Annotated in this window: 17 protein-coding genes; 13 read left to right on the top strand and 4 right to left on the bottom strand. The window is 73.7% G+C overall.

Annotation, left to right across the window (positions count from 1 at the left end):
- Positions 1 to 483: 483 nt before the first annotated feature.
- Complete coding sequence (locus tag ACFYST_RS19120) at positions 484 to 1,902, bottom strand: hypothetical protein (RefSeq protein ID WP_387863808.1); 1,419 nt, start codon at positions 1,900 to 1,902, stop codon at positions 484 to 486.
- Between the two features lie 277 nt (positions 1,903 to 2,179).
- Here ACFYST_RS19120 and ACFYST_RS19125 point away from each other — a divergent pair, with 277 nt between their 5' ends.
- From ACFYST_RS19125 to ACFYST_RS19135, 3 genes are all read left to right on the top strand, one after another.
- Positions 2,180 to 2,629 (top strand): hypothetical protein, encoded by a 450-nt coding sequence (locus ACFYST_RS19125; protein ID WP_387863811.1) that lies wholly within the window; start codon positions 2,180 to 2,182, stop codon positions 2,627 to 2,629.
- Between the two features lie 111 nt (positions 2,630 to 2,740).
- Positions 2,741 to 3,406 carry a DUF3105 domain-containing protein gene (locus tag ACFYST_RS19130; protein WP_387645650.1) on the top strand — a complete coding sequence of 222 codons (666 nt, stop codon included), beginning with the start codon at positions 2,741 to 2,743 and terminating at the stop codon, positions 3,404 to 3,406.
- Positions 3,403 to 4,071 (top strand): DUF305 domain-containing protein, encoded by a 669-nt coding sequence (locus ACFYST_RS19135; RefSeq protein ID WP_387863812.1) that lies wholly within the window; start codon positions 3,403 to 3,405, stop codon positions 4,069 to 4,071. Before ACFYST_RS19130 ends, ACFYST_RS19135 begins: the two co-directional genes overlap by 4 nt.
- Positions 4,072 to 5,496: 1,425 nt before the next feature.
- Here the strand turns inward: ACFYST_RS19135 and ACFYST_RS19140 are convergent.
- A complete protein-coding gene (locus ACFYST_RS19140) occupies positions 5,497 to 7,245 on the bottom strand; it encodes an MFS transporter (RefSeq protein WP_387863813.1) in 1,749 nt (582 codons plus the stop codon).
- A 186-nt stretch (positions 7,246 to 7,431) separates the two neighbouring features.
- Here ACFYST_RS19140 and ACFYST_RS19145 point away from each other — a divergent pair, with 186 nt between their 5' ends.
- The 3 genes from ACFYST_RS19145 to ACFYST_RS19155 all read left to right on the top strand — a co-directional run bounded on the left by ACFYST_RS19145 (position 7,432) and on the right by ACFYST_RS19155 (position 10,115).
- Positions 7,432 to 7,908 (top strand): MarR family winged helix-turn-helix transcriptional regulator, encoded by a 477-nt coding sequence (locus ACFYST_RS19145; RefSeq protein WP_387863815.1) that lies wholly within the window; start codon positions 7,432 to 7,434, stop codon positions 7,906 to 7,908.
- Between the two features lie 171 nt (positions 7,909 to 8,079).
- Positions 8,080 to 9,603, top strand: coding sequence for a DNA-3-methyladenine glycosylase 2 family protein (locus ACFYST_RS19150; protein ID WP_387863818.1), 1,524 nt, complete (start codon positions 8,080 to 8,082; stop codon positions 9,601 to 9,603).
- Positions 9,600 to 10,115, top strand: coding sequence for a methylated-DNA--[protein]-cysteine S-methyltransferase (locus ACFYST_RS19155; RefSeq protein ID WP_387645664.1), 516 nt, complete (start codon positions 9,600 to 9,602; stop codon positions 10,113 to 10,115). Before ACFYST_RS19150 ends, ACFYST_RS19155 begins: the two co-directional genes overlap by 4 nt.
- 98 nt (positions 10,116 to 10,213) lie before the next feature.
- On the opposite strand, the gene rsgA is transcribed toward ACFYST_RS19155, so the two are convergent.
- Together rsgA and ACFYST_RS19165 are read right to left on the bottom strand one after the other, a co-directional pair.
- Positions 10,214 to 11,299 (bottom strand): ribosome small subunit-dependent GTPase A, encoded by a 1,086-nt coding sequence (gene rsgA / locus ACFYST_RS19160; protein ID WP_387863820.1) that lies wholly within the window; start codon positions 11,297 to 11,299, stop codon positions 10,214 to 10,216.
- A gap of 404 nt (positions 11,300 to 11,703) precedes the next feature.
- Complete coding sequence (locus ACFYST_RS19165) at positions 11,704 to 12,777, bottom strand: YihY/virulence factor BrkB family protein (protein ID WP_387645669.1); 1,074 nt, start codon at positions 12,775 to 12,777, stop codon at positions 11,704 to 11,706.
- 304 nt (positions 12,778 to 13,081) lie between these two features.
- Between ACFYST_RS19165 and ACFYST_RS19170 the strand changes: the two genes are divergently transcribed.
- From ACFYST_RS19170 to ACFYST_RS19200, 7 genes are all read left to right on the top strand, one after another.
- Positions 13,082 to 13,165, top strand: a complete 84-nt coding sequence (locus ACFYST_RS19170) for a putative leader peptide (RefSeq protein WP_318264789.1) — start codon at positions 13,082 to 13,084, stop codon at positions 13,163 to 13,165.
- 192 nt (positions 13,166 to 13,357) lie between these two features.
- Positions 13,358 to 15,091: a nitrite/sulfite reductase gene (locus tag ACFYST_RS19175; protein ID WP_387863822.1), complete on the top strand. Its 1,734-nt coding sequence runs from the start codon at positions 13,358 to 13,360 to the stop codon at positions 15,089 to 15,091.
- On the top strand, positions 15,088 to 15,264 hold the full coding sequence (locus tag ACFYST_RS19180) for a hypothetical protein (RefSeq protein WP_387645673.1): 177 nt from the start codon (positions 15,088 to 15,090) through the stop codon (positions 15,262 to 15,264). The genes ACFYST_RS19175 and ACFYST_RS19180 overlap by 4 nt, the downstream gene beginning before the upstream one ends.
- A complete protein-coding gene (locus tag ACFYST_RS19185; protein ID WP_387863824.1) occupies positions 15,248 to 15,946 on the top strand; it encodes a phosphoadenylyl-sulfate reductase in 699 nt (232 codons plus the stop codon). Before ACFYST_RS19180 ends, ACFYST_RS19185 begins: the two co-directional genes overlap by 17 nt.
- 43 nt (positions 15,947 to 15,989) lie before the next feature.
- On the top strand, positions 15,990 to 16,556 hold the full coding sequence (gene cysC, locus ACFYST_RS19190) for an adenylyl-sulfate kinase (protein WP_387645678.1): 567 nt from the start codon (positions 15,990 to 15,992) through the stop codon (positions 16,554 to 16,556).
- A complete protein-coding gene (cysD, locus tag ACFYST_RS19195) occupies positions 16,553 to 17,491 on the top strand; it encodes a sulfate adenylyltransferase subunit CysD (RefSeq protein WP_387863826.1) in 939 nt (312 codons plus the stop codon). The genes cysC and cysD overlap by 4 nt, the downstream gene beginning before the upstream one ends.
- Positions 17,492 to 17,493: 2 nt before the next feature.
- On the top strand, positions 17,494 to 18,810 hold the full coding sequence (locus ACFYST_RS19200; RefSeq protein WP_387863828.1) for a sulfate adenylyltransferase subunit 1: 1,317 nt from the start codon (positions 17,494 to 17,496) through the stop codon (positions 18,808 to 18,810).
- Positions 18,811 to 18,822 lie beyond the last annotated feature (12 nt).

An 18,822-nucleotide genomic window follows, 5' to 3' on the forward strand; every position in this document is an offset into this window, starting at 1 on the left:
CCCACCGAGCCACCCGGCGAAGCCGCCGCTCACCACCCGCAGGCCACCCTGGCACCCGGCCGACCCGGTCCGGCACGGAACCGGAAGCGCCGACGGGCACCCGCGGCGGCCCGGCAACGGGCACCGGCGGGGACAGACCCACCGCCTCCGGCTGGGCCCCACCGAGCCACCCGGCGAAGCCGCCGCTCACCACCCGCAGGCCACCCTGGCACCCGGCCGACCCGGTCCGGCACGGAACCGGAAGCGCCGACGGACACCCGCAGCGGCCCGGCGACGGGCACCGGCCGGGACAGACCCACCGCCTCCGGCCGGGCCCCACCGAGCCACCCGGCTACCGCTCCTCCGGACGAAGCCCGCACGACGCCAACGGGCGCGCGCAGCGTGGCGGCGACGGGCACCGGCCCGAACGGACCCGCCGGGTCCAGCCTGGCCGCACCGGATCCCGTGCGGCTGCCGCACGGGGCGGAGCCCCCGCCTCGGGCGTCACTCCGTCCAGACCGCCACCGCCGTGCGGTCGTCGGCGTAGCCCTTGGCGCGGACCTGGATCTGGCGGAGGAAGTCGACGGTGCCCGGCGGGTGCGGGTGCGCCCAGTGGCTGGACAGGAAGTGCGCGACGGCCGGCTCCTCGGCGATCGGGTCGGCGAGGCCCGGGGTGCACAGCAGCAAGATGTCGCCGGAGGTGGCCGGCACCAGGCGGAACCGGAACGGGCGCGGCGCCTGCCGCGCGGCCGGGGGCAGCGGGGGCTGGCCGTCCGGGTGGTGGAGCAGCCGGGCCGCGTACGCGTCGATCCAGTGCCCCGACCGCAGCAGGTACAGCCCGCCCGGGCCGGTGCCGAACGCGGCCCGGTGGGTGGCCGCCGGGTCGGTGGACATCAGCAGGCAGTGCAGCGAGGCGGTCTCCTCCGCCGGCGTCTCCTGAAGGGCTTCCGGCTCGGCCCCCTCCGGCACCGCGTTCTCGGCGTCGCCGCGCAGCCGGGCCGCCGCCTGGAGCGCGATCCGCTGCAGGCCGTACCGCAGCCGGTCGCGGGCGCCGGCCCGCAGGTCGGCGGCGAGTTCGGCGCGGCTGCGCCCGATCGCGACGGCCAACTGCCGGGTCGCGTCCGCCGCCGCGGCGGAACCCGACGCGGCGTCGGCCCGCCGCGCCGGGCCCGCGAGCACCGTCAGCACCAGCCCGTCCTCGGCCTCCCCGAACCGGACGGTGAGCAGCGCGTCGCGCCGCGGCTCGCCCCGGTAGCGGGCGGAGTCGCCGCGGATCGACACGGCCCGCAGCGTGGTCGCCGCGAACTGGGCGCCGTCGATGGCCGTGTCCGGCACGATGCCGGCCAGCCCGTCCGGGTCGGTGACCGGCAGCGCGGTCGGCTCGGCGGCGTACGTCGGCGGCCGCTCCCCGACATGCGGCACCGCCGGCGCCTCCGGCCCGCGCCAGGGCGCACCGCGCTCCGACGGCGGGGCCACTGCGGCATCCGGCTCCGCGACGGCCTCGGGCTCCACCGGGGCCTCGGGTACCGCGACCGCGACCGCCACCGGGGCCGGCTCCGGCTCCGGCTCCGGCTCCGGCTCCGGCTCCGGCTCCGCAACGGTGGGCGGTTCGGTGGGGTGCGGCTGGTGCGGCTGCTCGGCCGGTGCGTCGTCGTCGGTCGGGCGGATCTCGGGCCAGGCGGCCTCGGCCCAGCTGCGCAGGGACGGTTCCGGGTGCGCCACCGCATCCACGGGGGTGTGCTCGGTGGCGGGCCCGTCCTGGGTGTCGAAGAGGCCGACGGCGGAGGTGAACCATTCGTCCACGGACGAGGTGTCGGCGACGGCGCCGGGAGTGTCGGGGAGGGTGCCGGCGGGGCCCGCGTAGACGGTGTGCCACCAGGCGTCGTCGGGTCGGCTCGGCCCGGGTGCGCCCTGCTCGTTCAACTGACGGCTCCTGATTGATCCGTGGAATAGCCGGACGTCAAGTCATTCTTCCGAAGCACAACGACGGTGTCCGGGAATCGGAACATCGCACCGACGCCGGGGTGGGGTTCCGGCCACTGCCGGTCGAAATGAGCCGCAGCGATGGGCCGCGCGGGGGAAATTCGGAGCCCAAGAGGGGCATCGCTTCACCCGATCGGCTGATTAATATGTGCGCATGACCGCGCCAGGACTTCGCACTCGACCCCGGGAAGGGACCGCGTACGCGGTATTCCGCCCCGTGGCGATGCTGTGGTCCGTGCTGCTGGCCGCGCTGCTGGCGCTGCTGCCGTGCGCGGCGAACGCCCGCACGGCGAGCTCCGCGCCCCCCGCGCCCGTCACGTCCGTCCAGGCGGTGTCCACCGTCGTTCCGGCGGCGGCCGCCGTCTTCGCCGACCGGGACCGGGTCGGCGCACCGTCCGGACACCAGCACGCGCTGGCACCGGACGGCCCCGGCGTGCTCATCCTGTGCACCGCGGACGGCCCGGGCCGGGTGCCCGGTCACGGCTGTTCCAGTCACTCCTTCTGCGGCCCGGAGTCGCAGCTCCCGAACGCGCCCCCGCAGCCCGGCGCGGTCGTCCTGCCGCAGTTGGTGGCTCCCCCCGCGTCGCCCGCCGCCCCGGCGTGCGACGTCCGACCGGCGCCGCACCACGCGCCCGACCTGCACGTCCTCCAGGTTCACCGGTCCTGAGCGGAACCCACCGCCGACCCGTTCCCCGACGAAGGGGCGGTCGGCGGCTCCGCTGCCCCAACCCCACCGCAGACCGCCGTGAACCGCACGGCGGGGACAAGGACATCACTCATGGGTTCCGCCTACAAGCAGCCCCGGCAGGGAAGCAAGTCCGCCCAGCAGGCCGACCGCCGGGCCCGGATCGCCGAGCTGCGCGCGATCGAGCAGCGCCGTGAGCGCCGCAACAAGATCCTCACCATCGCCCTCTCGGCCGGGCTGGTGCTCGCCATGGTCGGCGGCGGCACCTGGCTGGCGCTGGACGCCAAGAACAAGAAGAACCAGCAGACCGAGGCGGCGAAGTCGCCGATCGAGGGCGTCAAGACCTGGGACAACCTGTCCCGCACTCACGTCCAGACCGAGGTCAAGTACCCGCAGGCCCCGCCGGTCGGCGGCGACCACAACCCGGTCTGGGCGACCTGCATGGGCACCGTCTACGACCAGCCGGTGAAGAACGAGAACGCGGTGCACTCCCTGGAGCACGGCGCGGTCTGGGTCACCTACAACGGCAAGGCCAACCCCGATGACATCAAGGCGCTGAGCGAGAAGGTCAAGGCCACTCCCTACAGCCTGATGAGCCCCTACCCCGACGAGGAAGGCACCATCACGCTGAGCGCCTGGGGCACCCAGCTAATCGTCGACAACTCGAAGGACCCGCGGATCGACCAGTTCTTCACCAAGTACGTGCAGGGCCCGCAGACCCAGGAGCCCGGCGCCTCCTGCAGCTCGGGCGCGATGTGACCGCCGACCGGGAACCGTCGCAGCCCGCCACCGGCCGGCGCCGCCGCACCCTGTGGTGGCCCGCCGCGCTGGCGGCGGTCGTCGCGCTCGGCCTCGGCGTGCCCGCGCTGGTCTCCAGCAGCACCCCGGCGTCCGGGAGCTCCTCCTCCACCCCGAGCACCGACTCGGCGGAGGCCGGCTTCGCCCGCGACATGGCCACCCACCACCAGCAGGCGATCGACATGTCGTTCATCGTCCGCGACCGCACCCAGGACCAGGCGGTCCGCACCCTGGCGTTCGACATCATCAACACGCAGGCCAACCAGCGCGGCATGCTGATGGGCTACCTCGACCAGTGGGGCCTCACCCAAACCAGCGCGGCCAAGCCGATGACCTGGATGGGCCACACCTACGAGGCCCACGACGGCTCGCTCATGCCCGGCATGGCCACCAACGCCGACCTGGACAAACTCCGCACCCTCAGCGGCAAGGACGCCGAGGTGTTCTACCTCCAGCTGATGCTCGCCCACCACCGGGGCGGCGCGGACATGGCCCAGGCGTACGTGGACGCGGCGAAGAACGACGTCGAGAAGCGGCTCGCGCAGACCATGGTCAACGGCCAGAAGGCCGAGATCGACCTGATCACCACCATGCTCACGGAACGCGGCGCACCGCCGAGTTCCTGACCCCGTCAACCGCCCGCGAGGGGCGCCACCCGGAAACGCCCGGGCGGCGCCCCTCGCGCGATCCTGCTGCGCGGGGGTGGGGGCGGTCGCGGCACGGCACCGGCGGGCGGTCGCGGCTGTGCGCCGGTGGGCGGTCGCGGTGGCGGAGCGGTGGGAGGTCTCGGCGGCGCGCCTGGCGGCATTTCCAACAGTGCGCCAGTGGCGGCAGCGGCGCGTCGGCGGGCGGTCGCGGCGTGGCGGCAGCGGTCGGGCACGGCCATGCGCCCGGCGGGCGGTCCCGGCCCCATGCCGGTGACGATCCCGACATGGCGTCAGCCGACGGCCGCGGCAGCACACCGGCGGGCGTCCCCGACATGAGGTCGGCGGTCATTCCTGGCCGCACGTGTGGCGAGCGTTCCCGGCTGCACGCCGGTGGGGCGTTCCCGGCACGGCGTCAGGCGGCGAACCCGGCCATGTGCCGATGGGCGTCCCCGACATGAGGTCGGCAGTCGTTCCTGGCAGCACGCCGATGGGCATCCCCGGCACTGCGCCTGGCGGGTGTCCCGGCCATACGTCTGACGGACGGTGTCGACAGTCCCCCGGTCAGCGCTCCCGACACGGCGTCAGCGGGCGGACCCGGCCAGGCGCCGGCGGACGTTCCCGACGCGAGGTCACCTGTCGTTCCCGGCAGCACACCGGTAGGCGTCCCCAGCCGTGCGCCTTGCAGGGGTACCCGACAGTCCGCCAGTAGGCGCTCCCGACACGGCGTCAGCGGACGAACCCGGCCGGGCGCCGGCGGACGTTCCCGACGTGAGGTGACCTGTCGTTCCTGGCAGCACGCCGGTAGGCGTCCCCAACGTGAGGTCGGCAGTCGTTCCTGGCTAGCACGCCGATGGACGTCCCCGGCACTGCGCCTGGCGGGCGTCCCGGCCGTACGTCTGACGGGCGGTCTCGACAGTCCCCCGGTCGGCGATCCCGGCACGGCCTCAGCGGGCGAACCCGGCCGGGCGCCGGCGGACGTTCCGGACGTGAGGTCACCTGTCGTTCCTGGCCGCACGCCGATGGACGTCCCCGGCACTGCACCTGGCAGGCGTCCCGGCCGTACGTCTGACGGGCGGTCTCAACAGTCCCCCGGTCGGCGCTCCCGACACGGCCTCAGCGGGCGAACCCGGCCGGGCACCGGCGGACCTTCCCGACGTGAGGTCACCTGTCGTTCCTGGCAGCACGCCGGTAGGCGTCCCCAGCCGTGCGCCTTGCAGGGGTACCCGACAGTCCGCCAGTAGGCGCTCCCGGCACGGCGTCAGCGGGCGGACACGGCCGGGCGCCGGCGGACGCTCCCGACCGTGCACCTGGCGGGCGGTCGCGGCATGAGGTCAGCGGGCGGACACGGCCGGGCGCCGGCGGACGCTCCCGACCGTGCACCTGGCGGGCGGTCGCGGCATGAGGTCAGCGGGCGGACAGGCGGGCCGCCAGTGCGGCAACCGCCGCGAGCAGCAGCAGGACCGCCCGGCCGCCGGACGCCGGTCCGGCGAGGTGGACGGCGAGCACCGGCAGGGCGGTGCCGAGTGCGGTGCCGAGGCTGCGCACCATGTTCACCAGGCCGCCGCCCACGGCCGAGCTCTGCGCGGGTATCGCCCGCATCACCAGCGCGTTGTTGGCGGGCAGCAGCAGCCCGAGGCCGTAGCCGGTCACCAGCAGCGGCAGCACCGTCGTGCCGGCTCCGGGCGCGGGCAGCGCGGCGAGCGCGAGCAGTCCGGCCGCGGCGGCCAGCGCACCGGCCCGGCAGCGCACCGCGTCGCTCCAGCCGCGCGGCAGCAGCCCGCCACCGACCGTGGCGGCCAGCGCGAACGCCGCGGGCAGCGCGGTGATCACCACCCCGGCCGTGCCGGCGGACACCCCGCGACCGGCCAGCACCACGGGCTCCAGCACCAGCGGACAGAACAGCAGCAGGTAGCCGATCAGCGCCACCAGCAGCCCAGCCCGGATACCCGGGGTGTTCACCAGTCCGGGAGGGACGATCGGCCAGTCCGCACGCCGCTCCTGCCGGACCAGCCCGGCCGCCGCGACAACCGCGAGCACCGCCAGCCCGGCCACCGCCCACCCCGGCAGCGGCAATCCGGACGCGGCGGACAGCGCCAGCAGCAGCGCCGTCGACGCGGTGGCCAGCAGCAACAGCCCAGCCAGGTCGAACCGTCCGCCACCTTCGACCTGCCTGTCCCCGGCCCACCCACCCTCGGGCCGCCCGCCTCCGGCCCGCCCACCCTCGATCCGTCGGCCCACGGCCCATCCACCGTCGACCCGCCCGCTACGGGCCCGTTCGCCTCCGGCCCGCTCGCCCCCGATCCGCCCGCCTCCGACTTGCCCGCCGATCCGCCAGCCCTCGGCCCGCCCGCCCCCGACCTGTCGATCCCCGACCCGCCCGCCTCCGACGCGTCCACCCCCGGCCTGGGCTTGCCCGCCCCCGACCCGCCCGACTCCGGTCCGCCCATCCCAGATCCGCACGCCCCCAGCCCGCCCGTCCCCGACCTGCCCGCCGCACGGCCTCGCGCCGTCCGGGAAGGTTCGCGGTAGCAGGAACCAGCCCGCCAGGATGCCGAGCACCCCGATCGGGACGTTGACCCAGAACGCCCAGCGCCAGGAGGCGTGGGTGACCAGTAGGCCGCCGAGGGTCGGGCCGAGGGCGAGGCCGAGGGCCTGGGCGGCGGCCTGGATGCCGAGTGCGGTGCGCATCGCCCGTTCCGGTACGCCGCGGGCGACCAGTGCCACGCTGTTGGCCTGCATCATCGCGCCGCCGACGGCCTGTACTGCGCGGCAGGCCACCAGTACGGCCAGGCTGCCGGCCAGTCCGGCGGCGAGTGAGGCGGCCGCGAACACGGCGAAACCGGCCAGGTACATGGTTTTGCGGCCGACCAGGTCGGACAGCCGCCCGACCGGGGCCAGCAGGGCGACCAGCACCAGCAGGTAGGAGAGCGACACCCATTCCACGGCGGCGAAGCCCGCGTCGAACCGGCGTTCCAGCGCGGGGAACACCAGTGAGGTGACGCTCGCGGTCAGCTGGCCGAGAAACGCGCCGAGGCAGACCGTGCCGACGGCCAGCCAGTGCGCGTGCGGCCAGCGTGCGACGGCGCGCGGGCGCGGGCGTTCGGCGCGCTGCAGGGCGTCGAGCAGCCTGGGGGCAACGGCAGGTTCGGCCATGAGTCGAATATATCTGCCACCGACATAATCGCTCAAGGACTGTTTCCGGCCCCGAGCCATCCACCCTCCCGACAGCCCCACGTCAGCCCCGCCGCAGCCCCGCCGCACCGCCCCGGCAACCGTCCTCGCTGGTCAACGTCGGGACCTGAGGCAGCACCGACACCACCTGGCGCTACGCTGTCCGCCATGTCTTCGCAGCCCCAGCCCGCGCCCGACGCACTCGCCGGGGCCCAGCAGCTCACCGATGTGATCACCCGGCTGCGCCGTGCCCTGCGCAGCTCCATCCGGTCCGAGTTCCCCTGGGAGGCGCTGCCGATGGCCCAGGTCGAGCTCCTCCAGACCCTCGCCGTCGCCCCCATGCGGGTCGGCGAACTCGCCGCTCGTCAACGCCTGGCGCCCAACACCGTCAGCGGTCTGATCTCCAAGCTCCTCGACGCCGGCCTGGTCGACCGCCAACCCGACCCGGGGGACCGCCGCACCGCCCGGATCGCCCTCACCGAGGCCGGTCACCAGCAGCTCCGCGACTGGCAGAGCGCCCACGAACGCCGCCTCGCCAGCGCCCTCCTGAGCCTCACCCCCGCCGACCGCGCAGCCGTCATGCAGGCTCTCCCCGGCCTCGACCACCTCGCCCACACCCTCGCGGGCACCGACCCCGCACGCTGACCCCACCTCGCCCACACCCTCGCGGGCACCGACCCCGCACGCCGACCCCACCGCACTCGCCCCCTCACAGGCACCGACCCCGCACGCTGATCCCACCGCGCCACCAGCCGAGGCATGGCGACGTCCGATTTCCGCCAGTCGGCCCTCCGGGGATGACGCAGACTGGATGGCGTGATCGACGACGAGACCAGGTACCGAGCCGTGCACAGCCGGGACGCCCGCTTCGACGGGGTGTTCTTCACGGCCGTCCGCACCACCGGCATCTACTGCCGTCCGAGTTGCCCGGCCACCACTCCCAAGCGCACCAACTGCTCGTTCTTCCCGTCCGCGGCCGCCGCGCAGGGCGCGGGCTACCGGGCCTGTCGGCGCTGCCGGCCCGACTCGGTGCCGGGCTCGCCCGAGTGGAACCACCGGGCCGACCTGGTCGGCCGGGCCGTCCGGCTGATCGGCGACGGCGTGGTGGACCGGGAGGGCGTCGCGGGGCTGGCCGACCGGCTCGGTTACAGCGCCCGGCAGCTCCAGCGCCAGCTGACGGCCGAGCTCGGCGCCGGCCCGCTCGCACTGGCCCGCGCGCAGCGCGCCCAGACCGCCCGGCTGCTCCTGCAGACCACCGAACTCCCGGTCACCGACGTGGCGTTCGCGGCGGGCTTCGCCTCGGTGCGGCAGTTCAACGACACCATCCGCGAGGTCTACGACCGCACCCCCAGCACGCTGCGCACCGAGCGCGGCGGCCACCGCCGCGCCCCCGTCGCGGCCGGCGCGCTGGGCCTGCGGCTCGCGTACCGGGGCGCCGTCGACACCGAGCACCTGCTGGACTTCCTCGCGCTGCGAGCCGTCCCGGGCGTCGAAGAAGTCGTCCCCGGCCCGCGTCCCGGCACCCGCACCTACCGGCGCACCCTGGCACTGCCGTACGGGCACGGCATCGCCGAGGTCGACGGGCTCGCCCCGGACGACGACCGGGCCCGCGGCTGGCTGGACTGCCGGCTCACGCTCAGCGACCTGCGCGACCTCACCACGGCCGTGCACCGGCTGCGCGCCCTGTTCGACCTGGACGCCGACCCGGACGCGGTCGACGACCGGCTCGCCGCCGACCCGCTGCTCGCCCCGCTCGCCGCGGCCCGGCCCGGACTGCGCTCCCCCGGACACGTCGACCCGCACGAACTCGCGGTCCGCGCCGTCCTCGGCCAGCAGATCAGCGTCGCCGCGGCCCGCACCCTGGCCGGTCGGCTCGCCGAGACGTACGGCACCCCGCTGCCGTCCAGCGACGGCAGCCTGCGCCTGCTGTTCCCGACCGCCGCCGCGCTCGCGGCCGCCGATCCCGAGCACCTGGCGATGCCGCAGGCCCGCCGCCGCGCCCTGCTCGGCCTGTGCGCCGCCCTCGCCGAGGGCACCGTCCGGCTCGACCCGGGCGTGGACCGCGAACAGGCCGCCGCCGAGCTGCTCGCCCTCCCGGGCATCGGCCCGTGGACGGTCGGCTACCTGCGGATGCGCGCCCTCGCCGACCCGGACGTCTTCCTCCCCACCGACATCGGCGTCCGCGACGGCCTGCGCGCCCTCGGCGAGAGCGGCGATCCGCGCAGCTCCGCCGACCGCTCCGCCGCCTGGGCGCCCTGGCGCTCCTACGCCCTGCACCACCTGTGGTCGGCGGCCTCCGCCCACCACACCGCCCTCCGTACCCGCAAGGAACCGGCATGACCACCGTCTTCACCACCATGGACAGCCCGCTCGGCACCCTGCTGCTCAGCGGCACCCTCGACGAGGAGCACGGCTTCGCGCTGACCGCCGTCACCGCCCCGGGCCAGAAGTACGCGCTCGCCGAGCCCGCCGCCGACTGGCAGCCCGACCCGGACGCGCTCGCCCCCGCCGTCGAGCAGCTCACCGAGTACTTCGCCGGCGAGCGCACCACCTTCGACCTGCCGCTCGCCCCCGTCGGCACCGAGTTCCGCCGCCGGATCTGGGCGAGCATCGACGACATCCCCTACGGCGCCACCGTCACCTACGGCCAACTCGCCGACGCCGCAGGCCAGTCACCCCGCGCCGTCCGCGCCGTCGGCGGCGCCGTCGGAGCCAACCCCCTCCTCATCGTCCGCCCCTGCCACCGCGTCATGGGCGCCAACGGCAGCCTCACCGGCTTCGCCGCCGGCATCGACGCCAAGCGCTGGCTGCTCGCCCACGAGAACGGCAAGGACGCGGACCAGCTCTTCTGACCACCCGTCAACCCGGCGCAGCCCCAATCACCCCTGCGCCGGGGCGAGTTCGTCCTGGTGCGGCGCACCGGCCGCGACGAACCCGCCCCGGGCCGCGGTCAGGGGCGGCGGACGGTGCGGAGGGCCTTGGTGCGGGTCTTGTGGTGGTGGCGGGCGCGTTCGGCGCGGAGGCGGGCGTCGGCGCGGGAGGCGATCCAGTCGTTCTCGCGCTGGAGCTTGAGGTAGGACTCCCAGCGGCGCTCGGGGAGGGTACCGTCGGCGAGGGCGGCGCAGACGGCGCAGGCGGGTTCGGTGCGGTGCGAGCAGTCGTCGTAGCGGCAGCCGGACGCGAGCTGGTCGATGTCGGCGAAGGCGAGGTCGATGCCCTCGCCACCGAACAGGCCGACGCCACGCAGGCCCGGGGTGTCGATGACGGCGCCGCCGCCGGGGAGCGGGACGAGTTCGCGGGTGGTGGTGGTGTGCCGGCCCTTCTCGTCGACGGAACGGACCTGCTGGACCGTCATGGTGTCGGTGCCCGCGAGGGCGTTGGTGAGGGTGGACTTGCCGGCGCCGGACTGGCCGATCAGGGCGCAGGAGCCGGTGGCCAGGGCGCGCAGTGCGTCCATGCCGGCTCCGGTCTCGGCGCTGACCGTCAGCACGGGGACCCCGGGTGCGACCGCCTCCACGTCCGCCCGGACGAAGTCGCCGTCGTGGACCAAGTCGGACTTGGTGAGGACGATCAGCGGTTCGGCCCCGGATTCCCAGGCGAGGGCGAGCAGACGCTCCACCCGGCCCAGGTCGGGTTCCGCGGCGAGTGAGACGGCGATCAGGACGGTGTCGATGTTGGCGGCCAGCACCTGACCCTCGGAGCGCTTGTGGGCGCCCTTGCGGATGATCGCGGTGGTGCGGGGGAGCACGGTGGTGACGGCGGGCAGTGGCCGGGCGGCCGGGTCGACGGCCACCCAGTCCCCGGTGCACGGGTTGTGAATGGTGTCGGCGCTGGTCACCGGCCGGGTGTCGGCGCGCAGCGTGGCGGGCTCGCCGGTCTCGGGATCGACGAGCAGCACATCGCAGCGGCCGCGGTCGATGCGGGTGATCCGCCCGGGGAGCAGGCCCGCCTCGGCGAGCGGACGGAAATCGGCGGCCCGGTCCTCGTCCCAGCCGAGGCCGGAGAGCGGGTGGGCAGCGGAGGTCGTGGAAAGCACGGGGTGAACCCTTCAGGGAACGGGTGGCCCCGGCCGTGCGACGGCGGTGTCAGCGCATGGGCGACACCGGTCCGAGGTCGGCCGCGGACCGAGGGGTACAGGACTCGGTGAACTTCTGAACGCGGGAACCAACACCTGCAAGGACAGGCCTCACGGTCCTCACCTCCTCTTCTTGCGACACGCCTCGCGCACCCCACCCTGGGGCGCCCTCGATCGGCGGACGCCACGCTAGTACTCCCCCGTCCCCGCCGCCACCGAATTTCCGCACCACCCGCACCGGCCCTCACCGCCCCTGTACCGCAAGGCAGTTGACACACAAGTCCGGGACATCCCCGACAGACGCGAAGCGGCCCCCGCCCGTACCGGAAGGTACCGACGGGGGCCGCTCCTTGGAGCCCGGGATCTCAGCGCTGCCTGCGCCGCACCCGGCCGAGCCGGCGTTTGACGTCGTCGTGCGGGAGGAAGCTCGCCCAGCGTTCGGGGTACTCGCTCGGCACCGGCTCGTCGTCGTCCTCGTCGAAGAGGTCCTCGTCGTGGCCTTCGGCGAGGCCGAACTGGCGGGTGCGTTCGGCGCGTTCGGCGGCGCGGCGGGTGGCGGCCTCGCGGCCGCGCTGGACGGCGGCGTCCTCGGTGAGGCGTTCGACCTCGGCGCGGGCGTCGGCGGTTTCGACGGCGGGCCAGCGGCGGTCTATGGCGGCATTCATCGCGGCGCCGATCAGGACGGCGAGCGCCACCACGAAGATCCACAGCAGTACGGCGACGGGGGCGGCGAGCTGCCCGTACACCGAGTGGCCTTCGACGGAGCTGACCAGGTAGAGCCGCAGGGCGACGCTGCACACCACCAGGACGAGGAGGGCGACGAGCGCGCCGGGGATGTCCTCGCGCCAGGGCGTGCTGACGGGGACGGCCACGTGGTAGAGGGTGGTGAGGAAGACGATCAGCAGCATGATCGCGGCGGGCCAGTAGAGCGAGGTGATCACTCCGGCCCAGCTCTGGAAGGTGTTGATCAGCAGCCCGGGCCCGGTGACCAGCAGTGGCAGCACCAGGGAGCCGATCACCAGTGCGCCGAGGTAGAGGCCGAGCGACATCAGCCGGGTCTTGACCAGGCCGCGTTTGCCGTCGAGGCCGTACATCACGGTGATGGTGTCGATGAAGATGTAGAGGGCGCGGGAGCCGGACCAGAGCGAGAGCAGGAAGCCGATCGAGATCAGGTCCGGCCGGGCGCTGCCGAAGACGTCGTCGAGCAGGGGTTGGACGATCTGGTCGATGGAGCCCGGTGAGAGCACCGTCCCAGCTGCTGAGATGACGTCCGCCTTGAGCCGCACGATGGTGCCGGCGCCGAGGATGTCGTCGAGGTAGCCGAGGGTGCCGGCCAGGCAGAGCAGCAGGGGCGGGATGGAGAGGAGCGTGAAGAACGCCGCCTCCGCCGCGAGTCCGGTGACGCGGTACTCGACGCAGGTGTTGGTGGTGTCCTTCACCAGCGCCCACAGGGTGCGGTACCAGGTGGTTCGCTTTACGGCCCGGCGGCGGCCGCCGCGACGACGGGGCTGCCGGTCGGCGGTCGGACCGGCCCCCCCGGGCGGATGCGGAGTACTGCCTGCTGCTTGCACGTCCCTACGGTATCGGCCCGCACTCGCCGACCGATGCGCCACTGCCGGGAACCGGCGGACCACAGGGTGCGGAGCGGCCCGAGCCGGCCGACCGTCCCGGAATGCGGAACGTTCAGGTCCAGGATTCGGACGTTAGTGGACCTCGAGTCGCCAGCCGTGCGAATCTCTTGCCATGTCTAGCGCCGGTACCACCCTAGTTGGCCGACTCCACGTCGACCTCCTTCGCGTGTCCAGCGCCATCTGTCCGGTGACCTGAGCCCCACTCGCACGCCGCCCCGCACCGGCGCCCTGCCCGCGCATCCCCGCCGTCGCGGATGCGCGCACCCTCGACACCCGGCCCAGCGTCACCCCTCCCGCCGCCTGCTGAATTCCGCAGGTGGGAGCGGGGCACGCCCGGGAATCGGCCAGCACCCCCCGCACCTGCCAAGCCGCTCAAAGGACTGACACCATGGCCCGCACTCCCGAGCCGGAAGCGCCGGACGAGCCTCAGGCCGGCGCCGCCGTCGCGGCCCGCCCCGCCGCCCGCAAGGTGACCCGCCACCGCGGCGAGGGCCAGTGGGCGATGGGGCACCACACCCCGCTCAACGCCAACGAGCAGATGAAGAAGGACGACGACGGTCTCAATGTGCGGACACGCATTGAGACGATCTACTCCAAGGGCGGCTTCCACTCGATCGACCCGGCCGACCTGCGCGGCCGGATGCGCTGGTGGGGCCTGTACACCCAGCGCCGCCAGGGCATCGACGGCGGCCGCACCGCGATCCTGGAGCCGCACGAGCTCGAGGACGAGTACTTCATGCTCCGGGTGCGGATCGACGGCGGCCAGCTGACCGTCCCTCAACTGCGCGCCATCGGCGAGGCGTCCGAGCAGTACGCGCGCGGCACCGCCGATGTGACGGACCGCCAGAACGTCCAGTTCCACTGGGTGCGGATCGAGGACGTCCCGGCGATCTGGGAGAAGCTGGAGTCGGTCGGCCTGTCCACCACCGAGGCCTGCGGCGACTGCCCGCGCGTGGTGATCGGCTCGCCGGTGGCGGGCCTCGCCGCCGACGAGATCATCGACGGCAGCTGGGCGATCGACGAGATCAACCGCAAGTACATCGGCAACCCCGAGTACTCCAACCTGCCGCGCAAGTTCAAGACCGCGATCTCCGGCTCCCCGCTGCTGGACGTGGTCCACGAGATCAACGACATCGCGTTCGTCGGCGTGGTCCACCCCGAGCACGGCCCGGGCTTCGACCTGTGGGTCGGCGGCGGCCTGTCCACCAACCCGAAGCTGGGCGTCCGGCTCGGCGCCTGGGTGCCGCTGGCGGACGTCCCGGACGTGTGGGCCGGCGTGGTCGGCATCTTCCGCGACTACGGCTACCGCCGCCTGCGCAACCGGGCCCGGCTGAAGTTCCTGGTCGCCGACTGGGGCCCGGCCAAGTTCCGGCAGATCCTCCAGGACGAGTACCTGAAGCGGGAGTTGACGGACGGCCCGGGCCCGGAGCAGCCGGCCGGACGCTGGCGCGACCACGTGGGCGTCCACCCGCAGAACGACGGACGGTTCTACGTCGGCTTCGCGCCGAAGGTCGGCCGGCTGAACGGCAAGCTGCTCCAGCAGGTCGCCGACCTGGCCGCCGAGCACGGCTCGGGCCGGCTGGCCACCACCGTCGAGCAGAAGCTGATCGTGCTGGACGTCGAGCAGGAGCAGATCGACTCGCTGGTGGCCGGCCTGGAGGCGCTCGACCTGCGGGTCACCCCGTCCACCTTCCGGCGCGGCACGCTGGCCTGCACCGGCATCGAGTACTGCAAGCTCGCGATCGTCGACACCAAGGACCGCGGCCGCACCCTGATCGACGAACTGGAGCGCCGCCTGCCGGAGTTCGACGAGCCGCTGAGCATCAACATCAACGGCTGCCCGAACGCCTGCGCCCGCATCCAGACCGCCGACATCGGCCTCAAGGGCCAGCTGGTCACCGACGAGAACGGCCGGCAGGTCGAGGGCTTCCAGATCCACCTGGGCGGCTCGCTCGGCTTCGAGAACGCCGCGTTCGGCCGCAAGATCCGCGGCCTGAAGGTCACCAGCGCCGAACTGCCCGACTACGTCGAGCGCCTGCTGACCCGCTACCAGGCGGACCGTCAGGACGGCGAGCGCTTCGCCCAGTGGGCGGTGCGGGCGAGCGAGGAGCAGCTGTCGTGAGCGAGCGAGCGGCACCCTTTTACTGCCCGTACTGCGGGGACGAGGACCTGCGCCCGTCCGAGAGCGGCCACGGCACCTGGGAGTGCCGGGCCTGCCGCCGGGGGTTCCAGCTGAAGTTCCTCGGGCTGTTGTCGACTTCCGACGGGGGGACCGGGAATGACGACCGCGACTGACTACGAAGCGATGGCCGTCAAGGCCGGCCGGGAGCTGGAGGAGGCCTCCGCGCAGGAGATCCTGCGGTGGGCGGCAGACACCTTCGGCAAGCGGTTCTGCGTCACCTCCTCGATGGAGGACGCGGTGGTCGCCCACCTGGCGTCCACCGCGCTGCCCGGCGTGGACGTGGTGTTCCTGGACACCGGCTACCACTTCGCGGAGACCATCGGCACCCGGGACGCGGTCGCCGCGACCATGCCGGTCAACGTGATCACGCTGACCCCGAAGCTCACCGTGGCCGAGCAGGACGCCCAGTACGGGCCGCAGTTGCACGACCGCGACCCGGACCTGTGCTGCTCGCTGCGCAAGGTCGAGCCGCTGAACCGCGGCCTGGGCGGGTACGACGCCTGGGCGACGGGACTGCGCCGCGACGAGTCGCCGTCCCGCGCCAGCACCCCGGTGGTGGCCTGGGACGCCAAGCGCCGCAAGGTGAAGCTCGCCCCGATCGCCCGCTGGACGCAGGACGACGTGGACGCCTACGTGCAGGCCAACGGGGTACTACTGAACCCGCTGCTGTGGGAGGGCTACACCTCGATCGGCTGCTCCCCGCTGTCCTGCACCGCCAAGCCCGGCGAGGGCGAGCAGGGCCGGGCCGGCCGCTGGGCGGGCTCCGGCAAGACCGAGTGCGGCATCCACCTCTGAGCACCACTTGATCCACCGTCACCGACTGTCAGGAGTAACCACCGTGACCACCGCCGACACCCCGGCAGCGGGCCGCGAGCGCGGCGCCACCGTGTGGCTGACCGGGCTGCCCAGCGCCGGCAAGACCACGCTGGCGTTCGCGCTGGCCGAGCGGCTGCGCGCCGAGGGCCACCGGGTCGAGGTGCTGGACGGTGACGAGATCCGCGAGTTCCTCTCCAAGGGCCTCGGCTTCTCCCGCGAGGACCGGCACACCAACGTCACCCGGATCGGCTTCGTCGCCGAGAAGCTCGCCGCCAACGGCGTCAAGGTGCTCGCCCCGGTGATCGCCCCGTTCGCGGACTCCCGCGCCGCGGTGCGCGAGCGGCACGCCGCGAACGGCACCGAGTTCCTGGAGATCCACGTCGCCACCCCGGTGGAGCTGTGCTCGGAGCGGGACGTGAAGGGCCTGTACGCCAAGCAGGCCGCCGGCGAGATCTCCGGTCTGACCGGCGTCGACGACCCGTACGAGGCGCCCGGGAAGCCGGAGTTGCGCCTCCAGACGCAGGGGCGGACGGTGGCCGAGTCCGCCGACGAACTGCACGCCTTCCTGACCGAGAGGGGCCTCGCGTGACCACTGTGACCGACAGCCCGGTCCGTACCGACGACACCCCCTTCGCGCTGTCCCACCTGGACGCGCTGGAGGCCGAGTCGGTGCACATCTTCCGCGAGGTGGCGGGCGAGTTCGAGCGGCCGGTGATCCTGTTCTCCGGCGGCAAGGACTCCATCGTCATGCTGCACCTGGCGCTGAAGGCGTTCGCGCCCGCCCCGGTGCCGTTCGCGCTGCTGCACGTGGACACCGGCCACAACTTCCCCGAGGTCCTCGAGTACCGCGACCGCACCGTGGCGCAGCACAACCTGCGCCTGCACGTGGCCTCCGTCCAGGACTTCATCGACGACGGCCGGCTCCGCGAGCGCCCCGACGGCACCCGCAACCCGCTGCAGACCGTGCCGCTGCTGGACGCCATCGAGTCGAACAAGTTCGACGCGGTCTTCGGCGGCGGCCGCCGCGACGAGGAGAAGGCCCGCGCCAAGGAGCGGGTGTTCTCGCTGCGCGACGAGTTCGGCGCCTGGAACCCGCGCCGCCAGCGCCCCGAGCTGTGGTCGCTGTACAACGGCCGGCACGCGGTCGGCGAGCACGTCCGGGTCTTCCCGCTGTCCAACTGGACCGAGCTGGACGTGTGGCAGTACATCGAGCGCGAGGGCATCGCCCTCCCCGAGATCTACTACGCCCACCACCGCGAGGTGTTCAAGCGCGACGGCATGTGGCTGACCGCCGGCGAGTGGGGCGGCCCGAAGGAGAGCGAGAGCACCGAGACCCGTCTCGTCCGCTACCGCACGGTCGGCGACATGTCCTGCACCGGCGCGGTCGACTCCGACGCCGACACCATCGAGGCCGTGATCGCCGAGATCGCCGCCAGCCGCCTCACCGAGCGCGGCGCCACGCGGGCCGACGACAAGCTGTCCGAGGCCGCCATGGAAGACCGCAAGCGCGAGGGGTACTTCTAACCGTGACCATCGACACCTCCACCTCCCTCCTGCGCTTCGCCACCGCCGGGTCCGTCGACGACGGCAAGTCCACCCTGGTGGGCCGGCTGCTGCACGACTCCAAGTCGGTGCTGGCCGACCAGCTGGAGGCCGTCGAGCACGCCTCCCGCCGCCGCGGCCAGGACGCGCCCGACCTGGCGCTGCTCACCGACGGCCTGCGCGCCGAGCGCGAGCAGGGCATCACCATCGACGTGGCGTACCGCTACTTCGCCACCGCCCGGCGCCGGTTCATCCTCGCCGACACCCCCGGCCACGTGCAGTACACGCGCAACATGGTGACCGGCGCGTCCACCGCCGAACTCGCCGTCGTCCTGGTCGACGCCCGAAACGGCGTCGTCGAGCAGACCCGCCGGCACGCCGCGGTCGCCGCGCTGCTGCGCGTCCCGCACGTCGTGCTGGCCGTCAACAAGATGGACCTGGTCGACTACGCGGAGCCGGTCTTCGCGCGGATCGCCGAGGAGTTCACCTCCTACGCCGCCTCGCTCGGGGTCAAGGACGTCGTCGCGGTGCCGATCTCGGCGCTCGCCGGTGACAACGTGGTCGAGCCGTCCGGGCACATGGACTGGTACGGCGGCCCGACCCTGCTGGAGCACCTGGAGACCGTCCCGGTCGGCTCCGACCCGAGCACCGAGCCGGCCCGGTTCCCGGTCCAGTACGTGATCCGGCCGCAGAGCCAGGAGCACCACGACTACCGGGGCTACGCCGGGCAGTTGGCCTCCGGCGTGCTGCGGGTCGGCGACCCGGTGACGGTGCTGCCCTCGGGCCACACCACCACCGTCGCGGCGATCGACGCGCTCGGCGTCGAGACCGAACTCGCCTGGGCCCCGCAGTCGGTGACGGTCCGCCTCGCCGACGACCTCGACATCTCCCGCGGCGACCTGATCGCGTCCGGGTCAACCGCCCTGCCCAGCAAGGACATCGAGGCGACGGTCTGCCACCTGAACGAGCGCCCGCTGCACGTCGGCGCGAAGGTGCTGCTCAAGCACACCACCCGCACCGTGCGCGCGCTCGTCAAGGAGATCAGCTACCGCATCGACATCGACACTCTCGAACAGCGCTCCGGCGCCGAGGGGTTGAACGTCAACGACATCGGCCACGTGGTGCTGCGCACCGCCGAGCCGCTGGCCCTCGACCCGTACCGCGACAACCGGCGGACCGGCTCGTTCATCCTGATCGACCCGGCCGACGGCACCACGCTCACCGCCGGCATGGCGGGCGAGGCGTTCGACACCACCCCCGTCAGCACCATCGACGCTTCCACTGAGGAGGACTGGGTCTGATGCCCAGCGAGG

This window comes from Kitasatospora sp. NPDC004614, assembly GCF_042873675.1.
Classification (GTDB): Bacteria; Actinomycetota; Actinomycetes; order Streptomycetales; family Streptomycetaceae; genus Kitasatospora.